General features: G+C 56.2%; 19 protein-coding genes. 9 read left to right on the top strand and 10 right to left on the bottom strand.

Annotation, left to right across the window (positions count from 1 at the left end; all coding sequences use genetic code 11):
• Together arnB and NQ230_RS01765 are read right to left on the bottom strand one after the other, a co-directional pair.
• Entirely contained in the window at window positions 1-1,140 is a 1,140-nt protein-coding gene (gene arnB / locus NQ230_RS01770) for a UDP-4-amino-4-deoxy-L-arabinose aminotransferase (RefSeq protein WP_257259705.1), read from the bottom strand.
• Window positions 1,141-1,466: 326 nt separating this feature from the next.
• Window positions 1,467-1,970, bottom strand: a complete 504-nt coding sequence (locus NQ230_RS01765) for a phenolic acid decarboxylase (RefSeq protein WP_008503103.1) — start codon at window positions 1,968-1,970, stop codon at window positions 1,467-1,469.
• Window positions 1,971-2,069: 99 nt separating this feature from the next.
• On the opposite strand from NQ230_RS01765, the gene NQ230_RS01760 reads away from it, so the two are divergent.
• Entirely contained in the window at window positions 2,070-2,951 is an 882-nt protein-coding gene (locus tag NQ230_RS01760; protein WP_257259703.1) for a LysR family transcriptional regulator, read from the top strand.
• Window positions 2,952-2,983: 32 nt separating this feature from the next.
• The gene (locus tag NQ230_RS01755) at window positions 2,984-3,778 is read left to right on the top strand and encodes an SDR family NAD(P)-dependent oxidoreductase (protein ID WP_047646797.1); all 795 of its coding nucleotides are present in this window, start codon (window positions 2,984-2,986) and stop codon (window positions 3,776-3,778) included.
• A gap of 5 nt (window positions 3,779-3,783) precedes the next feature.
• On the opposite strand, the gene NQ230_RS01750 is transcribed toward NQ230_RS01755, so the two are convergent.
• Window positions 3,784-4,311 carry an NlpC/P60 family protein gene (locus NQ230_RS01750; protein ID WP_121426159.1) on the bottom strand — a complete coding sequence of 176 codons (528 nt, stop codon included), beginning with the start codon at window positions 4,309-4,311 and terminating at the stop codon, window positions 3,784-3,786.
• A gap of 239 nt (window positions 4,312-4,550) precedes the next feature.
• On the opposite strand from NQ230_RS01750, the gene NQ230_RS01745 reads away from it, so the two are divergent.
• Window positions 4,551-5,210, top strand: coding sequence for an HAD family hydrolase (locus tag NQ230_RS01745; RefSeq protein ID WP_023333743.1), 660 nt, complete (start codon window positions 4,551-4,553; stop codon window positions 5,208-5,210).
• 84 nt (window positions 5,211-5,294) lie between these two features.
• Here NQ230_RS01745 and NQ230_RS01740 read toward each other — a convergent pair whose 3' ends face one another.
• The gene (locus NQ230_RS01740) at window positions 5,295-6,320 is read right to left on the bottom strand and encodes a TerC/Alx family metal homeostasis membrane protein (protein ID WP_121426160.1); all 1,026 of its coding nucleotides are present in this window, start codon (window positions 6,318-6,320) and stop codon (window positions 5,295-5,297) included.
• A gap of 167 nt (window positions 6,321-6,487) precedes the next feature.
• Window positions 6,488-6,886, bottom strand: coding sequence for a potassium channel family protein (locus tag NQ230_RS01735; RefSeq protein WP_257259691.1), 399 nt, complete (start codon window positions 6,884-6,886; stop codon window positions 6,488-6,490).
• Between the two features lie 317 nt (window positions 6,887-7,203).
• Between NQ230_RS01735 and NQ230_RS01730 the strand changes: the two genes are divergently transcribed.
• A complete protein-coding gene (locus NQ230_RS01730) occupies window positions 7,204-8,538 on the top strand; it encodes an MFS transporter (RefSeq protein WP_121426161.1) in 1,335 nt (444 codons plus the stop codon).
• 37 nt (window positions 8,539-8,575) lie between these two features.
• Here the strand turns inward: NQ230_RS01730 and NQ230_RS01725 are convergent, their stop codons facing one another.
• Entirely contained in the window at window positions 8,576-9,313 is a 738-nt protein-coding gene (locus tag NQ230_RS01725; protein WP_121426162.1) for an IclR family transcriptional regulator, read from the bottom strand.
• 169 nt (window positions 9,314-9,482) lie between these two features.
• On the opposite strand from NQ230_RS01725, the gene NQ230_RS01720 reads away from it, so the two are divergent.
• Together NQ230_RS01720 and NQ230_RS01715 are read left to right on the top strand one after the other, a co-directional pair.
• Window positions 9,483-10,175, top strand: coding sequence for an RraA family protein (locus NQ230_RS01720; RefSeq protein WP_121426163.1), 693 nt, complete (start codon window positions 9,483-9,485; stop codon window positions 10,173-10,175).
• A complete protein-coding gene (locus tag NQ230_RS01715) occupies window positions 10,175-11,113 on the top strand; it encodes an NAD(P)-dependent oxidoreductase (protein ID WP_257261299.1) in 939 nt (312 codons plus the stop codon). The genes NQ230_RS01720 and NQ230_RS01715 overlap by 1 nt, the downstream gene beginning before the upstream one ends.
• A gap of 32 nt (window positions 11,114-11,145) precedes the next feature.
• On the opposite strand, the gene NQ230_RS01710 is transcribed toward NQ230_RS01715, so the two are convergent.
• Window positions 11,146-12,342: a BaiN/RdsA family NAD(P)/FAD-dependent oxidoreductase gene (locus NQ230_RS01710; protein ID WP_257259688.1), complete on the bottom strand. Its 1,197-nt coding sequence runs from the start codon at window positions 12,340-12,342 to the stop codon at window positions 11,146-11,148.
• Window positions 12,343-12,570: 228 nt separating this feature from the next.
• Between NQ230_RS01710 and pitA the strand changes: the two genes are divergently transcribed.
• Entirely contained in the window at window positions 12,571-14,070 is a 1,500-nt protein-coding gene (pitA, locus tag NQ230_RS01705; RefSeq protein ID WP_159515083.1) for an inorganic phosphate transporter PitA, read from the top strand.
• A gap of 53 nt (window positions 14,071-14,123) precedes the next feature.
• Here the strand turns inward: pitA and uspB are convergent, their stop codons facing one another.
• Window positions 14,124-14,459: a universal stress protein UspB gene (gene uspB, locus NQ230_RS01700; RefSeq protein WP_003861224.1), complete on the bottom strand. Its 336-nt coding sequence runs from the start codon at window positions 14,457-14,459 to the stop codon at window positions 14,124-14,126.
• 283 nt (window positions 14,460-14,742) lie between these two features.
• Here uspB and uspA point away from each other — a divergent pair, with 283 nt between their 5' ends.
• Entirely contained in the window at window positions 14,743-15,180 is a 438-nt protein-coding gene (uspA, locus tag NQ230_RS01695; RefSeq protein WP_003861223.1) for a universal stress protein UspA, read from the top strand.
• A gap of 91 nt (window positions 15,181-15,271) precedes the next feature.
• Here uspA and rsmJ read toward each other — a convergent pair whose 3' ends face one another.
• Both rsmJ and prlC read right to left on the bottom strand, forming a co-directional pair.
• Window positions 15,272-16,024 (bottom strand): 16S rRNA (guanine(1516)-N(2))-methyltransferase RsmJ, encoded by a 753-nt coding sequence (gene rsmJ, locus NQ230_RS01690; RefSeq protein ID WP_032640378.1) that lies wholly within the window; start codon window positions 16,022-16,024, stop codon window positions 15,272-15,274.
• 7 nt (window positions 16,025-16,031) lie between these two features.
• Window positions 16,032-18,074 (bottom strand): oligopeptidase A, encoded by a 2,043-nt coding sequence (gene prlC / locus NQ230_RS01685; protein WP_257259686.1) that lies wholly within the window; start codon window positions 18,072-18,074, stop codon window positions 16,032-16,034.
• Between the two features lie 207 nt (window positions 18,075-18,281).
• Here prlC and NQ230_RS01680 point away from each other — a divergent pair, with 207 nt between their 5' ends.
• A complete protein-coding gene (locus tag NQ230_RS01680) occupies window positions 18,282-19,124 on the top strand; it encodes a 23S rRNA (adenine(2030)-N(6))-methyltransferase RlmJ (protein WP_023333753.1) in 843 nt (280 codons plus the stop codon).
• Window positions 19,125-19,156 lie beyond the last annotated feature (32 nt).

Raw genomic sequence — 19,156 nt, 5'->3', positions numbered from 1 at the left:
TCAATGTCCTGCAAGCTGATGGAGTGCGGTAATGACACGGGTTGTGTCGTCATGAGTCATATCCGGGAAAAGAGGGAGGGAACAAATACGCGCGCTATTCCATTCAGAATTCGGGAGCGATACATCAGGAAAACGCTCGCGGTAGTATTTTTGGGTGTGCGCCGCGCGGAAGTGGAGGCCGGTACCGATGCCTTTCTCTTTCAGCACCGCCATCAGGTTGTCGCGGGAAATTCCACAGCGCGCTTCATCAACGCGAATAATAAACAGGTGCCAGGCGTGCACGTGCGGCCATGACGGAATGGTGAGCGGCTGGAACGGCGTATCGGCAAGCTCCCGCAGGTAGCGTTCGGCGATTTCCTGGCGGCGCCTGTTGGCCTCTTTCAGCTTGCCTAACTGCACCAGCGCCAGCGCGGCGTTGATGTCCGCCAGGTTGTATTTATAGCCCGGCGCGATCACTTCCGCCTGCGGCGCACGACCGTGCGTCTGGCGGTCATAGGCATCTACGCCCAGACCATGGAATTTCAGGCTGCGGATCCTCTGTGCCAGCTGGGCATTATCCGTGACGACTAAGCCACCTTCCGCGCAGGTCATATTTTTAATGGCGTGGAAGGAAAAAATCGCCGTTCCTTTCCAGCCCACATGACGGTTCTTGTAGTAGGTTCCAGCGGCATGGGCCGCATCTTCAATAACCGGAATACCGTGACGTTCACCGATGGCATGAATGGCGTCGATTTCACACGGCGCGCCGGCATAATGAACGGGAATAATGGCTTTGGTACGTGGGGTAATGGCGGCTTCAACGGCTTCTGGTGTCACCATTAATGTATCTTTGTCCACATCGATCATGACCGGCGTGGCGCCCAGCAGTACGATCATATTCAGCGTGGAGACCCAGGTCTGGGAAGGGGTAATAACTTCATCGCCCGGGCCAATATCCAGCGCCATCAGCGTGACGTGCATACCTGCGGTGGCTGAACAGACGGCAATCGCATGCTGATTACCGGTAAGTTGACAGAATGCCTCTTCAAGTTCCTGATTCTTAGGCCCCGTGGTGATCCAGCCCGACATCAAAACGTCCTGAAGCGCCGCAATTTCCTCAGCGCCCATCGACGGCCGCGAAAAAGGCAGAAAATCACTCATTATTAATTTCCTTGCAATATAAATGGCATGTTTTTGATATTAACCAAATGCCAGCCCGTTTATTTCAACGAACCATAAACTTATATCAAAGTAGCTCTCTTTCCTTAGGGAAAAATTAAGACAACGTTTGCAACGTTATAAGACAACTAGCAGTTAGTTGAAAAACAACAAGTTAAATTACTATTAAATATTTTTAATGTGATCTTTCGCAACATTTTGAAATGAATTGCTTTAAACCAATCCTCAACAAACAAAAAAAATCCCGGCTATTTCAAAATAATATGAAATAGCCGGGAACTTTTCTTTTTAGTTAATTGTCGCGCTTATTACAGGTTATCTGGAAAGTTTTTCGGTAATTCACTGGCCGCGCAGGCGATAACGCTTTCATTATTTGCACCGCAGTCGCGCACGAAGGTGATCGTGGCAAACTCATCAATCACTTCCGTTGGATACGCCGGGCCCGCATCGCGATAGCTATTCATCAGCGGAATATGGTCGTTCTGGAAGCAGACGGTTTTTTCCGGGTTGTTCATTACCCAGCGTGGGAAGAAGATGGTGCCGTGGAACAGTTTGTCGCCCAGGTTCACAATCAGGCTGACGTCGGTACCGGTTGGCTCGGTCCAGGAAATTTTATAGATGCTTTCCCCTACCCGCACGATGTAAGCCTGCTGATCTTTCACCCAACGGTTGGCCACGAGACCGCTGTGAATACGGTAATCAAGCGTGGTCTCATTTTTTACATAAATCTCGTAGTTCCAGCCGTTATCGTAAGTATAAACAAGGTGTTTGCCAACGAAGCCGCTTAAGTCGTGTTTGTCGAAGGTGTTCATAAGATGTCTCCTTTGTTTTGATGAGACGATCGTACCCCTTCAAAAAATGAATGAATAACGCTATGTTTTAATCAAATTCATCCAAATTTTAGATAAATCATGCACAAGACGACGCTGGAACAATGGTCTTTACTGGAACGAGTCGTGGAAGCGGGCAGCTTTGCCAAAGCCGCGGAAGAAACCCACCGCAGCCAGTCCTCGGTGAGCTATAACCTGTCGCTGCTGCAGGAGCGGCTGGGCGTGGCGCTGCTGGTCCCGGAGGGGCGACGGGCGGTGTTAACCCCGGCGGGAGAACTGCTTCTCAACCAGGTTAAACCGCTGCTGAAAGCGTTTTCGTACGTTGAGACGCGCGCAGCGACCCTTCGCAACGGGATGCGCACGCGGTTGGATCTGGTCGTGGACTCCATTTTCCCGCGCCGCCGCCTGTTCGCCATCCTGCGTCAGTTCCAGCAGCAGTATCCGCAAACCCAGGTACGACTCACCGAGGTGCTGGAAAATACCCGCGCCGACGCCATTAACGACGAAGCCGATGTGATGATCTTAACCCGCCGCCAGGACATTACCGGGCTCGGCGAATGGCTGATGAATATCGACTTTGTTGCCGTGGCCCATCACCAGCATCCCCTCTTTCACCTCGACGCGCCGCTAAATGATGAGATGCTGCGCCCGTGGCCGCTTATCCAGATTGCGGACAGCCAGCCCGCCGCGCATGCTGCCGGTGAATCGTGGACCTTCTCCACCATCGATGCCGCCATAGAGGCCGTCGTCTCTCAGGTCGGCTACGGCTGGCTGCCAGAGGAACGCATCCAGACCCAGCTGGATCAAGGCGTACTGAAACGTCTGCCGCTGAGCCACGGCGCGCGCAGAGCAACGCCGCTTCACCTGATTGTAAAGCGCTCCCTCGCCCCGCTTGATGAGCAGGTTGAGACGCTGTTGCGCCTTTTTAGCCAGGAGCCGTCATCCTCACCTGCTACGCTTTAAGGTCCGAACGTTTAAACGATAAGGAGCAGATGATGAAAATCGACTTTGCGGGGAAAGTGGCGCTGGTGACCGCCTCAACCGGCGGGATCGGGTTCGCCATTGCCAGAGGTCTGGCAGAAAGCGGTGCGGAAGTGATCGTCAATGGCCGCAGCACGGAATCGGTGAATAAAGGCATTCAGCAGCTACAGCAGGTGGTGCCGGGCGTGCAGGTGCGCGCCGCAATTGCCGATCTCAGCACGGCGGAAGGGGTCGAATCGCTTCTGAAGGTGGCGAATAACGTCGATATCCTGGTCAACAACGCCGGGATTTACGGTCCGCAGGATTTCTATGCCACCGACGATGAGACCTGGGAACGTTACTGGCAGACCAACGTGATGTCCGGCGTGCGTCTGTCCCGCGCCCTGCTGCCGGGTATGGTGCAGAAAGGCTGGGGACGCGTGGTGTTTATCTCCTCCGAGTCGGCCTGCAATATCCCGGCGGATATGATCCACTACGGCGTGACCAAAACGGCGCAGCTCTCGCTGGCGCGCGGGCTGGCGAAGTTCGTGGCGGGAAGCGGCGTGACGGTCAACAGCGTACTGCCAGGCCCGACGATGTCAGACGGTTTCGCAGAGATGATGAAAGATGAAATCGAAAAAACCGGCAAATCGCTGGAGCAGCTGGCAAAAGAGTTTGTGATGGCCAACCGCCCCAGCTCGGTTATCCAGCGCGCGGCCACGGTTGAAGAGGTGGCCAATATGGTGATTTATGTCTGTTCGCCACAGGCCTCCGCCACCTCGGGCGCGGCGCTTCGCGTCGACGGCGGCGTCGTGGATGACATCATCTGACGGTGTCAGGCCGCACTGCCTGCAACCCGACGGGCGGTAATGAAGTGCGCCTGCCAGTAATCATCAGTCAGGGTTGAGACCGTTACCCCCTGGCTGCTTGAGGCATGAATAAACTGGCTATTGCCAATATAAACGCCGACGTGCTTGCGGTTCGGGCCGGTCTGGAAGAAGACCAGATCGCCGGCTCTCAGACGGTATTGCGCGACCTGCACGCCGCGATGGATCTGTTCACTCGTCGTGCGCGGCAAATTAAGATGCGCCGCATCGGTGAACAGGTGCTGCACGAGCGCGGAGCAATCCACCCCGCGATGCGTGGTTCCGCCCCACCGGTACTGGGTGCCTTTCCACTTCTGGTATTGATCGAGAATACGCGAGCGCAGCGGACCTGTTTCCTGATGCAGCAGCGCAGATTTCGCCGGTGATACTGCCAGCTCACTGTTCATCGATAGCATCGACGCTGGGAGTTGAAAGCTGAACGCGGAAAACGAAGCAAAACTTAACGTGAGGATTGAAATAAGCGATCTAAGAGTCATATCAAGAAAGAAGTAGTGAGTGAGTTTTTCCTTACCTGTGGGGCCCAATGGTTCCCCGAAATATCTTGCGATGTGGCGATAATATAGACAGTTCGTTTTTTCACCAATCCTTATCGAGGCCAAAAATGGACTCACTTTGAGATCGCAAGATCGAGAAAAAAATGGTGGCGATATAAGGACTGTCCAGCTAAAGCAGGTAAACTGATCCGCAGAATGTGTATTTCAGCTAAGACGTATTTATGACCAATATGATTGCCGACGAGACGGTGGCAAAATCCAGCGTGCTCTCTGTCTTTGACTTTGACGGGACATTAACGCACCACGACAGCTTTATTCCTTTCCTGCGTTTTGCCTTCGGTAAACGTTACTTCGCGGGCCGCCTGGTGCGTATGGCGCTGCCCACGCTCCACTGCGTGCGCCGCAAGCTGACGCGCGATGAGCTGAAGGAAGTGCTGATTAAAACGTTCCTGACGGGCGTGGATGAACACTGGCTGCGCCAGCAGGCGGAAGCCTTTTGCGAAAAATACTGGAACAAGCTGATGCGCCCCGAAGGGGTTCTGGCAGTGGCGGCTGAGGTGAACTCCGGTGCGGAGGTGACCATCTGTTCCGCGTCCCCGGCGCTGGTGCTCCAGCCGTGGGCTGATAAGCTCGGCATTAAGCTGATTGGCACGCAGCTGGAAGTGAAAGACGGCAAGCTGACAGGGCGCATCACGGGCAATAACTGCCGCTGCGCCCAGAAGGTGGCAAGGCTGGAAAAAGTGTATGGCGATCTGAACGCCTATCACCTGCGCGCCTGGGGAGATACCCGCGGCGACCACGAGCTGCTGGCGGCGGCGCAGGATCCGCACTGGCGGCACTTCCATCACCCGCGCAAGCGCCGGAATTCACCCATCAAGTAGCCTTTTTGCCGGGTGGCGGCTGCGCCTTACCCGGCCTACATTCGAACAGTAGGCCCGGTAAGCGAAGCGCCACCGGGCGGTGTATCAGGCCTCACGTTTCCCCGGGAACATCACGCTCGCAATAATCCCCAGCGCCAGCACGCCTAATACCACAAACAGGCTGGCCGTCGCGCCAATGCTGTAACCGTGATGCCAGAAGTGGTCGGTGGCATTTAACCCCAGCTTGAACGCCACGAAGAACAGCAGCAGCACCACGGCTTTCTCGAGGTGCACCAGATACTGCTTCAGCGCTTCCAGCACGAAGTAAAGCGTACGCAGGCCGAGAATGGCGAACATCATGGCGCTGTAGATAATCAGCGGTTCGCGGCTCACGGCAATAATGGCCGGCACGGAGTCAAACGCGAACATCACGTCAGAGAGCTCGACGACGGCCACGCAAAGCAGCAGCGGCGTCGCATAGCGCTTCGCCTTCTTCACGCGACCCACCGTCACGTCCTGGTTTTCCGGTTTTTCGAGCTCCGCATCCACCTCTTTCTGCGTCAGAATAAAGGCGTTGCTGCTGATTTTCGGCCAGACCGGATAGAAACGCTTCACCAGACGATAGGCGAGATGACCCGAGTAATCTTCCACTTCGTCACTCTCTTCATTGCGTTTGAGCATCATCACCGCCGTCCAGCCGACGACCAGCGCGAAGATCACTTCTACGTAAGGCCCCAGACTCAACAGGCTTGTCCCAATCGCCACAAAGATGCCGCGGAAGACAATCGCCCCCAGAACGCCCCAGTAAAGCACGCGGTGACGGTACTTATCCGGCACGCCGAACCAGGCGAAAATCGCCATCATCACAAACAGGTTATCGACGGAGAGCACCTCTTCCAGCGCATAGCCGGTGAGGAACAGGCTCGCCATCTCGGCGCCGTGATGAACATAGAGGAATCCGGCGAAGGCCATCGCCATCATGACCCAGAAAATGGACCACATCGCCGCGCTTTTCAGCGAGACAGGTTTATCGTGACGGTGCATAAAGAGGTCGATAAACATCGCCCCAACGGCCATCACCACAAAGACAACAACGGTTTCCGTCGGGAAACCGAGATGAGCAGCAGACATACAAAACCCTTTTGGCAGACAAAACACAACACCATGCAAACTGGCGTAAACCAGGAACAGAAAAGGGCGGGCCGTTAATCAGCCTCTTCGCCCTCAAAATCGCAGCCTTCTGGCCGCGCAAGGAGGGGTACTTTACCTTACCCGACGGGGATTGTGCATCTGCCGTTTTAGGCGCTCATGCCGCGCAAACGCTGCAACACCGCCACCAGAACCGCCACGGACCAGCCCACCATCAACGCGCCTACCAGCCCTTCTACGCCCCCGATGAGCCGCCAGTGCTGGGGTAGCGTGACGTCGCCGTATCCTACCGTCGCGTAGCTCACCAGCGAAAAGTAGAAGCTGGTGTTCCAGTCATTAAACGCGTCGATGACAAAATAAAACGCAGCAAACAGTCCGGCCTCAAGGAGGTGGGCGAAGATCATGGAGATGACGATACCGACGTTGCGTAACACGATGCGTACCGCAGAATCGACTTCTAATTTAATGAATTTTAAAACGCCAAACATCCACAGCGAATGGACCACCACGGTGAGGGTAAGCAAAATAATAATACTGAGTAGCTGCATGAAGCGTGCTCGACCAAAAGGAATAAGGCCCCGCGAACGCGGCGGAGCGCCAGGTCGAAGCTTAGTTGAACGGAGTGGAAAAGTTGGTGCAATAATTGCGCTGCGTGATTATTTCCTTTACAGAATCCCCTCTTAGCGGCTGGTTCGCCTGCTGTGAGCAATATATCTGAAGCGCACTATCTGTGAGTCACCTCTTATTTACATCATTTAAACCTTCCATTAACTGGATAAAAATCACGCGCCGTCGCTATAGTGGTTTTGTTTAATAAAACTAAGTTGTACCTAATAAAACAAAGAACAAACCCTGCGAGGACACAATGACAGAACATTTACGTAACGACGCGACCGCCACCGAGGACATAGAAAGAGAGACGATGCGGAAGGTGATCTGGCGTATTCTCCCGTTTCTGATTGTCAGTTACCTGGTCTCCATTATCGATCGCGGGAATATCGGCATGGCTTCGCTGCAGATGAATGAGGACCTTGGCCTCAGCAAAGCCGCGTTTGGCTTCGCCAGTAGTCTTTATTTCGTGGCCTATTTTTTGTTTGAGGTACCCAGCAACCTGGCCATGCAGAAAGTCGGCGCCCGGCTGTGGATCCCGCGCATTATGATCAGTTGGGGCATCGTCTCCATGTGTATGGCCCTGGTGCAGAACACTACGTCGCTCTATATCGTCCGTTTTCTTCTCGGTGCTGCAGAGGCGGGCTTCTTCCCGGGCGTCGTGCTGTATCTGACCTGGTGGATCCCCTCCCGCTACCGCGCACGCATTATTGCGTCCTTTATGGTCGCCATCCCGCTCGCTAACTTCATCGGCTCCCCGCTTTCCGGGTTGATACTGTCACTGGATGGCTGGCTGGGTCTTCGCGGCTGGCATCTGCTGTTCATTATTGAAGGCTTACCTGCTGTACTGCTGGGTATTGCGGCCTGGTTTATTCTCCGGGATCGCCCTCATCAGGCGAACTGGCTTAGCAGAGAACAGAAACAATGGCTGGAAACCACGCTGGAAACCGAGCGTAGCCAGCAAAAGAACATTGGACACCAGACCACGTGGCAGCTGCTGAAGCATCGCCAGATCTGGCTGATGGCGCTGATTTACGCGGGCGCGTCGTCCGCGGGCACCACCATCAGCGTCTGGTCTCCTCAACTGCTGAAATCCTTCCATCTCGATAACCTTGAGACAGGTCTGCTTAACGCTATTCCTTACGGTCTGGCATCTGTTCTTATGATTGTATGGGGACGGAATTCCGATCGTACCAATGAACGCCGCTGGCATACCGCACTCACGCTATTCATGATTGCCGCAGGCGTATTCGCCGCCTTTGTAAGCGTCTCGCTGTCTGCCACGATCGTTATCCTCAGCATTATGCTGATAGGCGCTTATTCAATGAAAGGGCCTTTCTGGGCGCTGGCGTCCGGTTGGATGAGCAGTACCTCAGCGGCGGCGGGACTGGCCGCGATTGGCGCCATCGCAAACCTGATTGGCGGGGCGGTGATGGTAAACGCGTACGGCATTATCAATGAGCGGACGGGCAGCTACACGCTGGCTATGCTTCCGCTGGCCGCGCTGTGCGTGGCCGGGGGTATCGCGGTGCTCATTATGGGACGGCAGGCCCGCCGCGCTCAGCTACACGAAAAACAGGTCACGCATTAACGATGACAGAAGCGGGACATTTGTCCCGCTTCTGCGTTTAAAGATTTTCTTCCGCCGTATCGCTCGTTTCACCAAAGAACTGCTGACAGAAGGGCTTACTGGCTCCCATTTTCTGAGACAGGCGGCTTGCAGCTGCCTTCATCAACTGACCTATCTCCTTCTCACGGCGATCTTCCGTCAGCCGTGAGATGGGGCCGGTCAGGGCTAACGCCGCAACCAGCTTGTCGTGAACGCCGAAGACAGGCATCGCAAACGCAGCGGTGTGGGGATCGCGCGCGCCTGACGTGTAGAATGGAAGTTCAGCGTCTCCCTCCGGCAGGCTCTCATTGAGCCCCCAATGGCGTAATACCTTACTGATGGCCGAACTATCGAGCGGGAACTGGCTGCCGGGAAGATTGCTGTGTCGCAGGCCATGCGACGCTTCAGCGCGAAACAGGCAAAGCCGCTGCCCTCCCTCCAGTACATACCAGCTGGCACTCTCCTGAGACGCCAGGGACAAGGCCTGAAGCTCTGGCTGAACCACCCGGGAAAGATGGAAAGATTGTTCATACAGCTTGCCGAGGTAAAGCAGACGTGGGCCCAGCGCATAATTGCCGTCTTCATGCCTGACGACGTAATTCATCCGTTCAAGAGAATTCATCAAGCGGTAAACCGTGGTTTTGTGATAACCCGATAGCTGTGCCAGCGCGGTCAGCGTCAGGCTCTCATCCCCAGGACGGAAGCAATCCAGTAAAGCCAGCGCTTTTTCAACCGCTACAACGCCTTCATTCCCCATCGTTATCTCCTTGTTAGCCCGGCAGTGAGTGTACCTCAAATTTTGTGAGTCACTTCGTGTTTACATCACAAACGCCACCTCGGATCTGGCTAAAAGGAAAGCAACACCGCTATAGTTGTTTTGCACTGTACACCTGCATTGTACTTAGTAAAACAATATGGAGGCATTTATGTCCGTTACTGATAAAAAACCGATTAATCGCCATTTCGAGCGCGTTTCTGCCGAGGACGTTCGTCGGGCTGCCGAGTATCAGGCAGCTATTCTGGCCGACGTGGCCGGTCGCCGCGGTACGCTTCATGGCCGCATCAAACCGCTGGCCCCACACATGTCCGTTGCGGGTCCGGCCATCACCGTTGAAGTCCGTCCGGGGGATAATCTGGCGATCCATGCCGCGATGGCGGTGGCGCAGCCCGGCGATGTCCTGGTCGTCGATGGCAAAGGCGACCTGAGCTGCGCGCTGCTTGGGGAAATCATGGCCACTCAGGCTCAGGCGAGCGGCATTGCGGGCATCATTATTGACGGGGCTGTACGTGACGCCGACACCCTGAGCAAAGGTCACTACCCCGTTTTTTCTGCCGGTCTGAACCCCTGCGGCCCGACAAAGTTAATTTCTGGCCGGGTGAATCATCCCATTTCAGTCGCCGGGGCGACGGTTCAGGCCGGAGACCTGGTTGTCGCGGATATCGACGGCGTGGTCGTCATCCCGCGCGATGAGGTTCAGGAGGTTATCGCTCTGGCAAAAGGAAAGCTGGAGATGGAGACCCGACGTCTTGCCGCCATCCGTGAGGGCGATTTACGTCCACACTGGCTTGATGACGCGCTTCGTAAGGCAGGCATGTTAGCTGACGGGGAGACGCTGTGATGGGAGGCAAAGACGTCGTTCTGGTTACCGGTAGCGACCTGGCAGAGCAGGCCATGGTGATGTTGCAGGGCTTTGAAGTGGTATTTGCGGGCCGCCAGCCCACAGAAGATGAATTGATCGCGCTGTGTGAACGACACAATCCTGTGGCGATTCTGGTTCGTTACGGCAAGATCACCGCGAAAGTCATGGATGCCGCCCCGGCTCTGCAGGTTATTTCCAAGCACGGAAGCGGGATCGATGTGATAGACCAGACGGCAGCAGCCGAGCGCAACATCGCCGTCCGGGCTGCGCCAGGCGCAAACGCGGCAGCAGTGGCTGAACATACCTGGGCGCTGATCCTCGCCTGCGCAAAGTCCGTGGTGCCTCTGGACAAGCGGCTGCGGGATGGGCACTGGGATAAGGCGACGCATAAATCTATTGAACTGGAGGGCTTAACGCTAGGTCTCATCGGATTGGGTGCTATCGGCTCGCGCGTGGCACATATTGGTCACGCCTTCGGCATGAAGGTGCTGGCTTACGATCCTTACGCGAAGTCCATGCCTGCCCTGTGCGAGCGCACAGAAACGCTAACCGGCCTTCTTTCCCGTTCTGATGTCATCTCTTTGCATTGTCCGCTGACCGATGAGAATCGGGGGATGATCAATAGCCAGACGCTCGCACACTGCAAGCGGAACGCCATTCTGGTGAATACGGCACGCGGCGGACTGATCCACAATGAGTCGTTACTGGCGGCGCTCAGGGATGGCACGCTGCACAGCGCCGCGCTGGACAGCTTTACCCACGAGCCGCTGACGGCGCCGCACCTCTGGCAGTCCGTAGAAAACGTGGTTATTTCACCGCATATTGGCGGCGTTACCGCAGCGTCATATATCAAGATGGGGACCGTGGCCGCGAGCAATATTCTGGCCGTGACGGACGTCACCACCGTCGGTCCGTAAAGCCAGCCGCGACGAGTGGCAGCAATCTTATGTCACTTGTCTTCTGCCAGCGCCTGAGCACACGCCCAGGCACTTGCCCATGCCCACTGGAAGTTGTACCCGCCGAGCCAGCCGGTCACATCCATCACTTCGCCAATAAAATAGAGCCCCGGCACGTTGCGCGCTTCCATGGTGCGGGACGAGAGCTCATTCGTGTCGACCCCGCCCAGCGTCACCTCCGCCGTGCGGTAGCCTTCGGTTCCGTTTGGCTGAACGCGCCAGGCTGTCAGCGTCTCAACCAGCACCTCCTGCTCGCGGCTGTTAAGCTGCTTGAGCGACACATCCGGGATCTGCCCCAGCACCTGCAAACATTCCACCAGACGTTTTGGCAGCTGCATTGCCAGGGTATTTTTCAGGCTTTGATTCGGGTGCGCGTTACGCTGCTCGTTAAGAAACGCGTCGAGATCGCAGTCCGGGAGCAGGTTAACCGTGACGAATTCCCCCGGCTGCCAGTAGCTGGAGATTTGCAGTACCGCCGGGCCGGAGAGGCCGCGATGGGTAAAGAGCAGATTTTCACGGAACACCGTGCCGTCTTCGGCGGTAATGACCGAGGGAACGGACACACCAGACAGCGTCTGAAGCTGTTCCAGAAGCGGTTTATGCAGCGTAAACGGCACCAGACCGGCGCGCGTGGGCAAGACTTTCAGGCCAAACTGTTCGGCAATCTTATAGCCAAACGGGGAGGCGCCCAGCCCGGGCATGGACAGGCCGCCGCTGGCGATCACCAGGCTGTCTGCGCTGACGGTTTCACCGTTGAGCTGCAGCGTGTAGCCCTGGTCGTCGCGGGCGACCTCCAGCACTTCCGTGCGCAGGCGCATGACGACGCCGCCCTTCTCGCACTCGGCCACCAGCATATCGACAATCTGCTGCGCGGAGTCGTCGCAGAACAGCTGCCCCAGCGTCTTTTCATGCCATGCGATGCCGTGCTTACCCACCAGGTCGATAAAATCCCACTGGGTGTAACGCGCCAGCGCAGATTTACAAAAATGACGGTTTTGGCTCAAATAGGCCGCGGGTTCAACATACAGATTAGTGAAGTTGCAGCGCCCGCCGCCGGACATCAGGATCTTACGGCCTGGCTTTTTACCGTTATCCAGCAGCAGCACGCGACGACCCGCCTGTCCGGCCATTGCCGCACAAAACATACCCGCCGCACCGGCGCCAATTACCACGGCATCAAACCTTTCCACGTCAAAACCCTCTTTGTTAACTGCCGCGGATTGTAAAGTTTCCTCTGTGGTCACACCAGCGTAAAAAGATATTACAAAGCCATTCCATTGAAATTTAAAGAATATCCTTTCAGGCACTTTTCTCAAATCAGGTGGTATGTCAAAAAAAGTCTATATTTCACTTTGCCCGCCGTGCATTTGTCCTGGATAATGCGCCGCGTTCATGTCCTCAAAATGGCGTAACGTCCTATGCTACATTTGTTTGCCGGCCTGGATTTACATACCGGGCTTTTATTATTGCTTGCTCTGGTTTTTGTACTGTTTTACGAAGCGATCAACGGCTTCCACGACACTGCAAACGCAGTAGCGACGGTTATTTACACTCGCGCAATGCGATCGCAGCTTGCGGTTGTTATGGCGGCGGTATTTAACTTTTTTGGTGTCCTCCTGGGCGGACTGAGCGTTGCGTATGCCATTGTGCATATGCTGCCAACGGATCTGCTGCTTAACGTTAGTTCTGGCCATGGCCTTGCTATGGTGTTCTCAATGCTGCTTGCTGCGATTATCTGGAACCTCGGTACCTGGTATTTCGGTCTGCCTGCATCCAGTTCTCACACACTCATCGGCGCGATTATCGGTATCGGGTTAACGAATGCCCTCATGACCGGTACCTCGGTTGTTGATGCGTTAAATATCCCGAAAGTACTGGGGATCTTCGCCTCACTCATCGTCTCCCCTATCGTGGGTCTGGTGGTGGCTGGCGGGCTGATCTTCATCCTGCGTCGTTACTGGAGCAATACCAAAAAACGCTCCCGTATTCACCTGACGCCGGCAGAGCGTGAAAAGAAAGACGGCAAGAAAAAGCCGCCATTCTGGACGCGTATTGCCCTGATCATTTCCGCTATCGGCGTGGCTTTCTCACACGGCGCGAACGATGGTCAGAAAGGCATTGGTCTGGTAATGCTGGTACTGATTGGCGTTGCACCGGCAGGGTTCGTGGTCAACATGAATGCCTCTGGCTACGAAATCACCCGTACCCGCGATGCGGTCAACAACGTCGAAACCTACTTCCAGCAGCATCCCGAACTGCTGAAGAAGGCGACCGGCGTTGACCAGCTAATCCCTTCTCCGGAAGCCGGTGCCGCGACTGCGCCTGGCGAGTTCCACTGCCATCCGGCAAACGCGATTAACGCGCTGGAACGTGCGAAAGGCATGCTGGGCAATATCGAAAGCTATGACAAACTGACCGTTGAGCAGCGTGGTCAGCTGCGTCGCATCATGCTGTGCATTTCTGATGTGACGGATAAAGTGGCGAAGCTGCCTGACGTGAATGCTGACGACCAGCGTCTCCTGAAGAAACTGAAAGGCGATATGCTCAACACCATCGAGTACGCGCCAATCTGGATCATCATGGCCGTCGCGCTGGCACTGGGTATCGGTACAATGATTGGCTGGCGTCGTGTGGCGACCACCATCGGCGAGAAGATCGGTAAGAAAGGCATGACCTATGCGCAGGGTATGTCCGCGCAGATGACGGCGGCGGTTTCTATCGGTCTGGCAAGCTATACCGGTATGCCGGTCTCAACTACCCACGTACTCTCCTCGTCCGTGGCAGGTACCATGATTGTTGACGGCGGCGGTCTGCAGCGCAAAACCGTGACCAACATTCTGATGGCCTGGGTGTTCACCCTTCCGGCCTCTATCCTGCTGTCTGGCGGTTTGTACTGGATTTCGCTGAAGCTGATTTAATCGGTTGAAGGCGACAAAAAGCGGGTCAGGAAACTGACCCGCTTTTTTTATGCTCAGTGCCAAATCATCAATGCAATCATACTGACTACGACCAGCCCGCACAGGGCGCTGGTCAAAATGAACTGACGACGCAGGCGCTCGCAGCGACGAATAAACTCTTCATCGTGATGATCGCGGTAGCGCTGGTAGTAGATGTATCCCACCAGACGCATCTGCTTGCTGGGCTGTCCATGCGAGGTGAAGAACCCTCCACCGTCCACATACTGATAAAGCAACGGATCGCAACCACGAAGTACCACTAACAGCGCACGTAACGATGAGAAGTAGCGCGCCATATTCACTATGCAAACCACGCATAACGCCCAAAACAATGCGACGGTGCTAATCATACATCCTCCCCGGCGTCCGCCCACGAAGCAAGGCTCCTGAGCTACCGCACCCCAATGCCCTGACAGACAGTTCAGTGAAAGAATGACCAAAAGTCGATCCGGTTCGCGTTTTAATATCCGAACGGCTCATTTAATAGTGTAGGAGATCCGTTAATTTTTTTGCCACAAGGTTAATCGTTATCAACACCAAAGCTTGAAAAATATGTTTAACTGGGCCGTAATGAAAGCATCAGACGACGGCTTTCCCATTTAGTCATCGATAACTTAAGGAAGGAGTAACACTATGGCTTACAAACACATTCTCATCGCGGTAGACCTCTCCCCGGAGAGCAAAGTGCTGGTTGATAAAGCGGTATCCATGGCACGTCCCTACAACGCGAAAGTTTCGCTGATCCACGTTGACGTGAATTACTCCGACCTCTACACCGGTCTGATCGACGTGAATCTTGGCGATATGCAGAAACGCATTTCCGAAGAGACTCACCACGCTCTGAGCGAGCTCTCCACCAACGCGGGTTATCCGATCACCGAAACCCTGAGCGGCAGCGGCGACCTGGGTCAGGTACTGGTTGATGCGATCAAGAAATACGACATGGACCTGGTGGTGTGCGGTCACCATCAGGACTTCTGGAGCAAGCTGATGTCTTCAGCGCGCCAGCTGATTAACACCGTTCACGTGGATATGCTGATTGTTCCACTGCGTGACGAAGAAGACGAGTAAGTGCAAAAAAGCCCGGTGACGCTAACGCTTACCGGGCCTACAAATGGCACTGAACGTAGGCCGGGTAAGGCGAAGCCGCCACCCGGCTTTTTTATTCTGGCGTTCCCGAATAAATATCAAACCGGTGCCCTTTAGTGGTCACCGCATTGGTCGTGGCAACGTCCGCCAGCGGCGGCGCATAGTCCGGGCGCTTTACCACCACCCGCTTCGTCGCGAGCTGACGAGCCGGCTCCAGCAGGCCATCGGCATCTAAATCCGGCCCCACCAGCGACTGAAACACCCGCATCTCTTTCTTCACCAGCGCGCTTTTCTGCTTATGCGGGAACATAGGGTCGAGATAGACCACCTGCGGACGCGGGGTGATGTCGGTCAGCGCCGTCAGGCTAGAGGCGTGGATCAGCTGTAGTCGTTCCTGCAGCCACGGGCCGATTTCCGGGTCCGCATAGCCCCGCGCTAGCCCGTCGTCGAGCAGCGCAGCGACCACCGGATTACGCTCCAGCATTCGCACGTGACAGCCGACAGACGCCAGCACAAAGGCATCACGCCCCAGCCCCGCCGTGGCATCGACCACGTCCGGGAGGTAGCTCCCCTTGATGCCGACCGCTTTAGCCACCGCCTCGCCGCGACCGCCGCCGAACTTGCGCCGGTGCGCCATCGCGCCGCCGACAAAATCGACAAAAATCCCGCCGAGCTTCGGTTCGTCGCGCTTGCGTAATTCAAGGTGCGCTGTCGTCATCACCAGCGCCATCAGGTTTTCTTCATCGTGCTCCAGCCCCCAGCGGGCCGCCAGAACAGATAAGGCGCCGTCTCCGGCGCCTGTTTCATCTACTAAGCAGATCTTCACGTAACAATCAGCCTTTGATCCCGTAATGCTCAAGCATCGCATCCAGTTGCGGCTCGCGGCCGCGGAAGCGTTTGAACAGCACCATTGGCTCTTCAGACCCGCCGCGGGTCAGGATGTTATCGAGGAACGACTGGCCGGTTTCGCGGTTGAAGATCCCCTCTTCTTCGAAGCGAGAGAAGGCATCTGCCGCCAGCACGTCGGCCCACAGGTAGCTGTAGTAACCCGCCGCGTAGCCGCCTGCGAAGATATGGCTGAACGCATGCGGGAAGCGGCCCCAGGTTGGTCCTGGAATAACGGCAACCTGCTTTTTAATCTCGGCGAGGGTTTCAAGGATTTTCGCACCCTGCTCCGGGCTAAACTCCGCGTGCAGACGGAAGTCGAACAGGCCGAACTCCAGCTGACGCAGGATGAACATCGCCGCCTGGTAGTTTTTCGCCGCCAGCATTTTATCCAGCAGCGCTTTCGGCAGCGGTTCGCCGGTCTCATAGTGGCCGGAGATAAACGCCAGCGCGTCCGGCTCCCAGCACCAGTTTTCCATAAACTGGCTTGGCAGCTCGACCGCATCCCACGGCACCCCGCTGATACCGGCCACGCCTGCGGTTTCGATGCAGGTCAGCATATGGTGCAGACCGTGACCGAACTCGTGGAACAGGGTGATCACCTCGTCGTGGGTGAACAGCGCCGGTTTGCCGTTCACCGGACGGTTAAAGTTACAGGTCAGGTAGGCGACCGGCTTCTGCAGAGAACCGTCGGCTTTACGCATCTGGCCAACGCAGTCATCCATCCACGCCCCGCCGCGCTTGTTCTCACGCGCGTAAAGATCGAGGTAGAAGCTGCCGCGCAGTTCGTTTTTCTCGTCATACAGCTCGAAGAAGCGCACGTCCGGATGCCAGACGTCGATATCGGTACGCTCTTTGGCGGTGATGCCATAGATGCGTTTTACCACCTCGAACAGGCCGTTAACGGCTTTGTTTTCCGGGAAGTACGGGCGCAGCTGCTCGTCGCTGATGCTGTAAAGGTGCTGCTTCTGTTTTTCGCTGTAGTACGCGATATCCCACGGCTGCAGCTCGTCCACGCCGAACTCCGCTTTTGCGAAGGCGCGCAGCTGGGCCAGCTCTTTCTCCCCCTGAGGACGGGCGCGTTTCGCCAGATCGGTCAGGAAGTCGAGTACCTGCTGCGGGTTTTCCGCCATTTTGGTGGCGAGGGATTTATCGGCGTAGTTTTCGAAGCCCAGCAGCTGTGCCAGCTCGTGACGCAGAGCAAGGATTTCCGCCATCACCGGGCTGTTGTCCCACTTACCGGCATTCGGCCCCTGATCGGAGGCGCGGGTGCTGTACGCGCGGTACATCTCTTCGCGCAGGGCCTGGTTGTCGCAGTAGGTCATCACCGGCAGATAGCTCGGGATATCCAGCGTTAACAGGAAACCGTCCTGCTCTTTCGCCTCGGCCTGGGCTTTTGCCGCTGCCAGCGCGCTTTCCGGCATACCCGCCAGCTCCGCTTCGTCGGTAATCAGCTTCGTCCAGCCCATGGTGGCGTCGAGCACGTTGTTGCTGTACTGGTTGCCCAGTTCGGACAGGCGCGCGGCAATTTCACCGTAGCGGGTCTGCTTCTCTTTTGGCAAACCGATACCGGACAGCTCAAAGTCACGCAGGGCGTTATCGACCGATTTTTTCTGCGCCGTGTTCAGTTCGGCATAATGGTCGCCGTCGCGCAGGTCGCGGTAGGCTTTGTAGAGACCTTCGTGCTGGCCGACCCAGGTGCTGTACTCAGAGAGCAGCGGCAGGGTCTGTTCGTAGGCTTCGCGCAGTTCCGGACTGTTTTTTACCGAGTTCAGGTGGCTCACCGGGGAGAAGATACGCCCCAGCACGTCGTCCACTTCGGCCAGCGGCTGACACAGATTTTCCCAGGTGTACGGCGCGCCCTGCGCTACCACGCTTTCTACCGCCGCGCGGCAGTTGTCCAGCGATTGCGTAACGGCTGGAACCACATGCTCAGGGAGGATTTTAGAAAACGGCGGCAACGAAAAAGGCGTCAGTAATGGATTGGTCATAAACGCTGTCCTGTTGAAATAGGTGAATGAAGCGCGCATCCGGCGCTGTGCATATGGGATCTAGAATGGGGTTAAGTGTAGAGGATTTCAATGCCAGACGTGGCGGAAAAGCGCCCGGTGGCGCTGCGCTTGCCGGGCCTACGGGTAATCTGCGCCGTTCTGCTGTAAACTGTGGCAAATCGTCAATTCAGCGGAATATCATTACCCATGCTCAGTTATCGCCACAGCTTCCACGCAGGCAACCACGCCGACGTCCTTAAACACACCGTTCAGAGCCTGATCATCGAATCGCTCAAAGAGAAAGAGAAGCCGTTTCTCTATCTGGACACGCACGCGGGCGCGGGCCGTTATCAGCTGAGCGGCGAGCATGCCGAGCGTACCGGTGAATATCTGGAAGGGATTGCCCGCATCTGGCAGCAGGACGATCTGCCTGCCGAGCTGGAGCCGTACATCGGCGTGGTGAATCACTTCAACCGCAACGGCCAGCTGCGCTACTACCCGGGCTCGCCGCTGATTGCACGCCAGCTGCTGCGCGAGCAGGACAGCCTCCAGCTGACCGAGCTGCATCCGAGCGACTTCCCGCTGCTGCGTTCTGAATTCCAGAAAGACAGCCGCGCCCGCGTGGAAAAATCCGACGGATACCAGCAGCTGAAAGCCAAGCTGCCGCCGGTTTCCCGTCGCGGCCTGGTGCTGATCGACCCGCCGTACGAAATCAAAACCGACTATCAGGCGGTGGTGACCGGTATCCACGAAGGCTACAAACGCTTCGCCACCGGGACATACGCCCTGTGGTATCCGGTGGTGCTGCGCGCGCAAATCAAACGCATGATCAAAGACCTGGAAGCGACCGGCATCCGCAAAATCCTGCAGATTGAGCTGGCAGTTCGTCCGGACAGCGATCAGCGCGGTATGACCGCCTCCGGGATGATTGTGATCAACCCGCCGTGGAAGCTCGAAGCGCAGATGAACAACGTGCTGCCGTGGCTGCATAAAACGCTGGTGCCAGCGGGTACAGGCCACGCCACCGTCAGTTGGATCGTGCCGGAGTAATCGCAGCCATCGGTGGAAACTATTGATTTCAG

The sequence above is a fragment of the Enterobacter asburiae genome (assembly GCF_024599655.1).
GTDB classification, from domain to species: domain Bacteria; phylum Pseudomonadota; class Gammaproteobacteria; order Enterobacterales; family Enterobacteriaceae; genus Enterobacter; species Enterobacter asburiae_D.
The sequence above is the reverse complement of the archived record's forward strand: the minus strand, read 5'-3'. Positions and strand labels throughout refer to the sequence as shown.

Coding starts and splice junctions, on each gene's coding strand:
- arnB (WP_257259705.1), bottom strand. CDS start 1,140: ATGAGTGATTTTCTGCCTTTTTCGCGGCCGTCGATGGGCGCTGAGGAA.
- NQ230_RS01765 (WP_008503103.1), bottom strand. CDS start 1,970: ATGAACACCTTCGACAAACACGACTTAAGCGGCTTCGTTGGCAAACAC.
- NQ230_RS01760 (WP_257259703.1), top strand. CDS start 2,070: ATGCACAAGACGACGCTGGAACAATGGTCTTTACTGGAACGAGTCGTG.
- NQ230_RS01755 (WP_047646797.1), top strand. CDS start 2,984: ATGAAAATCGACTTTGCGGGGAAAGTGGCGCTGGTGACCGCCTCAACC.
- NQ230_RS01750 (WP_121426159.1), bottom strand. CDS start 4,311: ATGACTCTTAGATCGCTTATTTCAATCCTCACGTTAAGTTTTGCTTCG.
- NQ230_RS01745 (WP_023333743.1), top strand. CDS start 4,551: ATGACCAATATGATTGCCGACGAGACGGTGGCAAAATCCAGCGTGCTC.
- NQ230_RS01740 (WP_121426160.1), bottom strand. CDS start 6,320: ATGTCTGCTGCTCATCTCGGTTTCCCGACGGAAACCGTTGTTGTCTTT.
- NQ230_RS01735 (WP_257259691.1), bottom strand. CDS start 6,886: ATGCAGCTACTCAGTATTATTATTTTGCTTACCCTCACCGTGGTGGTC.
- NQ230_RS01730 (WP_121426161.1), top strand. CDS start 7,204: ATGACAGAACATTTACGTAACGACGCGACCGCCACCGAGGACATAGAA.
- NQ230_RS01725 (WP_121426162.1), bottom strand. CDS start 9,313: ATGGGGAATGAAGGCGTTGTAGCGGTTGAAAAAGCGCTGGCTTTACTG.
- NQ230_RS01720 (WP_121426163.1), top strand. CDS start 9,483: ATGTCCGTTACTGATAAAAAACCGATTAATCGCCATTTCGAGCGCGTT.
- NQ230_RS01715 (WP_257261299.1), top strand. CDS start 10,175: ATGGGAGGCAAAGACGTCGTTCTGGTTACCGGTAGCGACCTGGCAGAG.
- pitA (WP_159515083.1), top strand. CDS start 12,571: ATGCTACATTTGTTTGCCGGCCTGGATTTACATACCGGGCTTTTATTA.
- uspB (WP_003861224.1), bottom strand. CDS start 14,459: ATGATTAGCACCGTCGCATTGTTTTGGGCGTTATGCGTGGTTTGCATA.
- uspA (WP_003861223.1), top strand. CDS start 14,743: ATGGCTTACAAACACATTCTCATCGCGGTAGACCTCTCCCCGGAGAGC.
- prlC (WP_257259686.1), bottom strand. CDS start 18,074: ATGACCAATCCATTACTGACGCCTTTTTCGTTGCCGCCGTTTTCTAAA.
- NQ230_RS01680 (WP_023333753.1), top strand. CDS start 18,282: ATGCTCAGTTATCGCCACAGCTTCCACGCAGGCAACCACGCCGACGTC.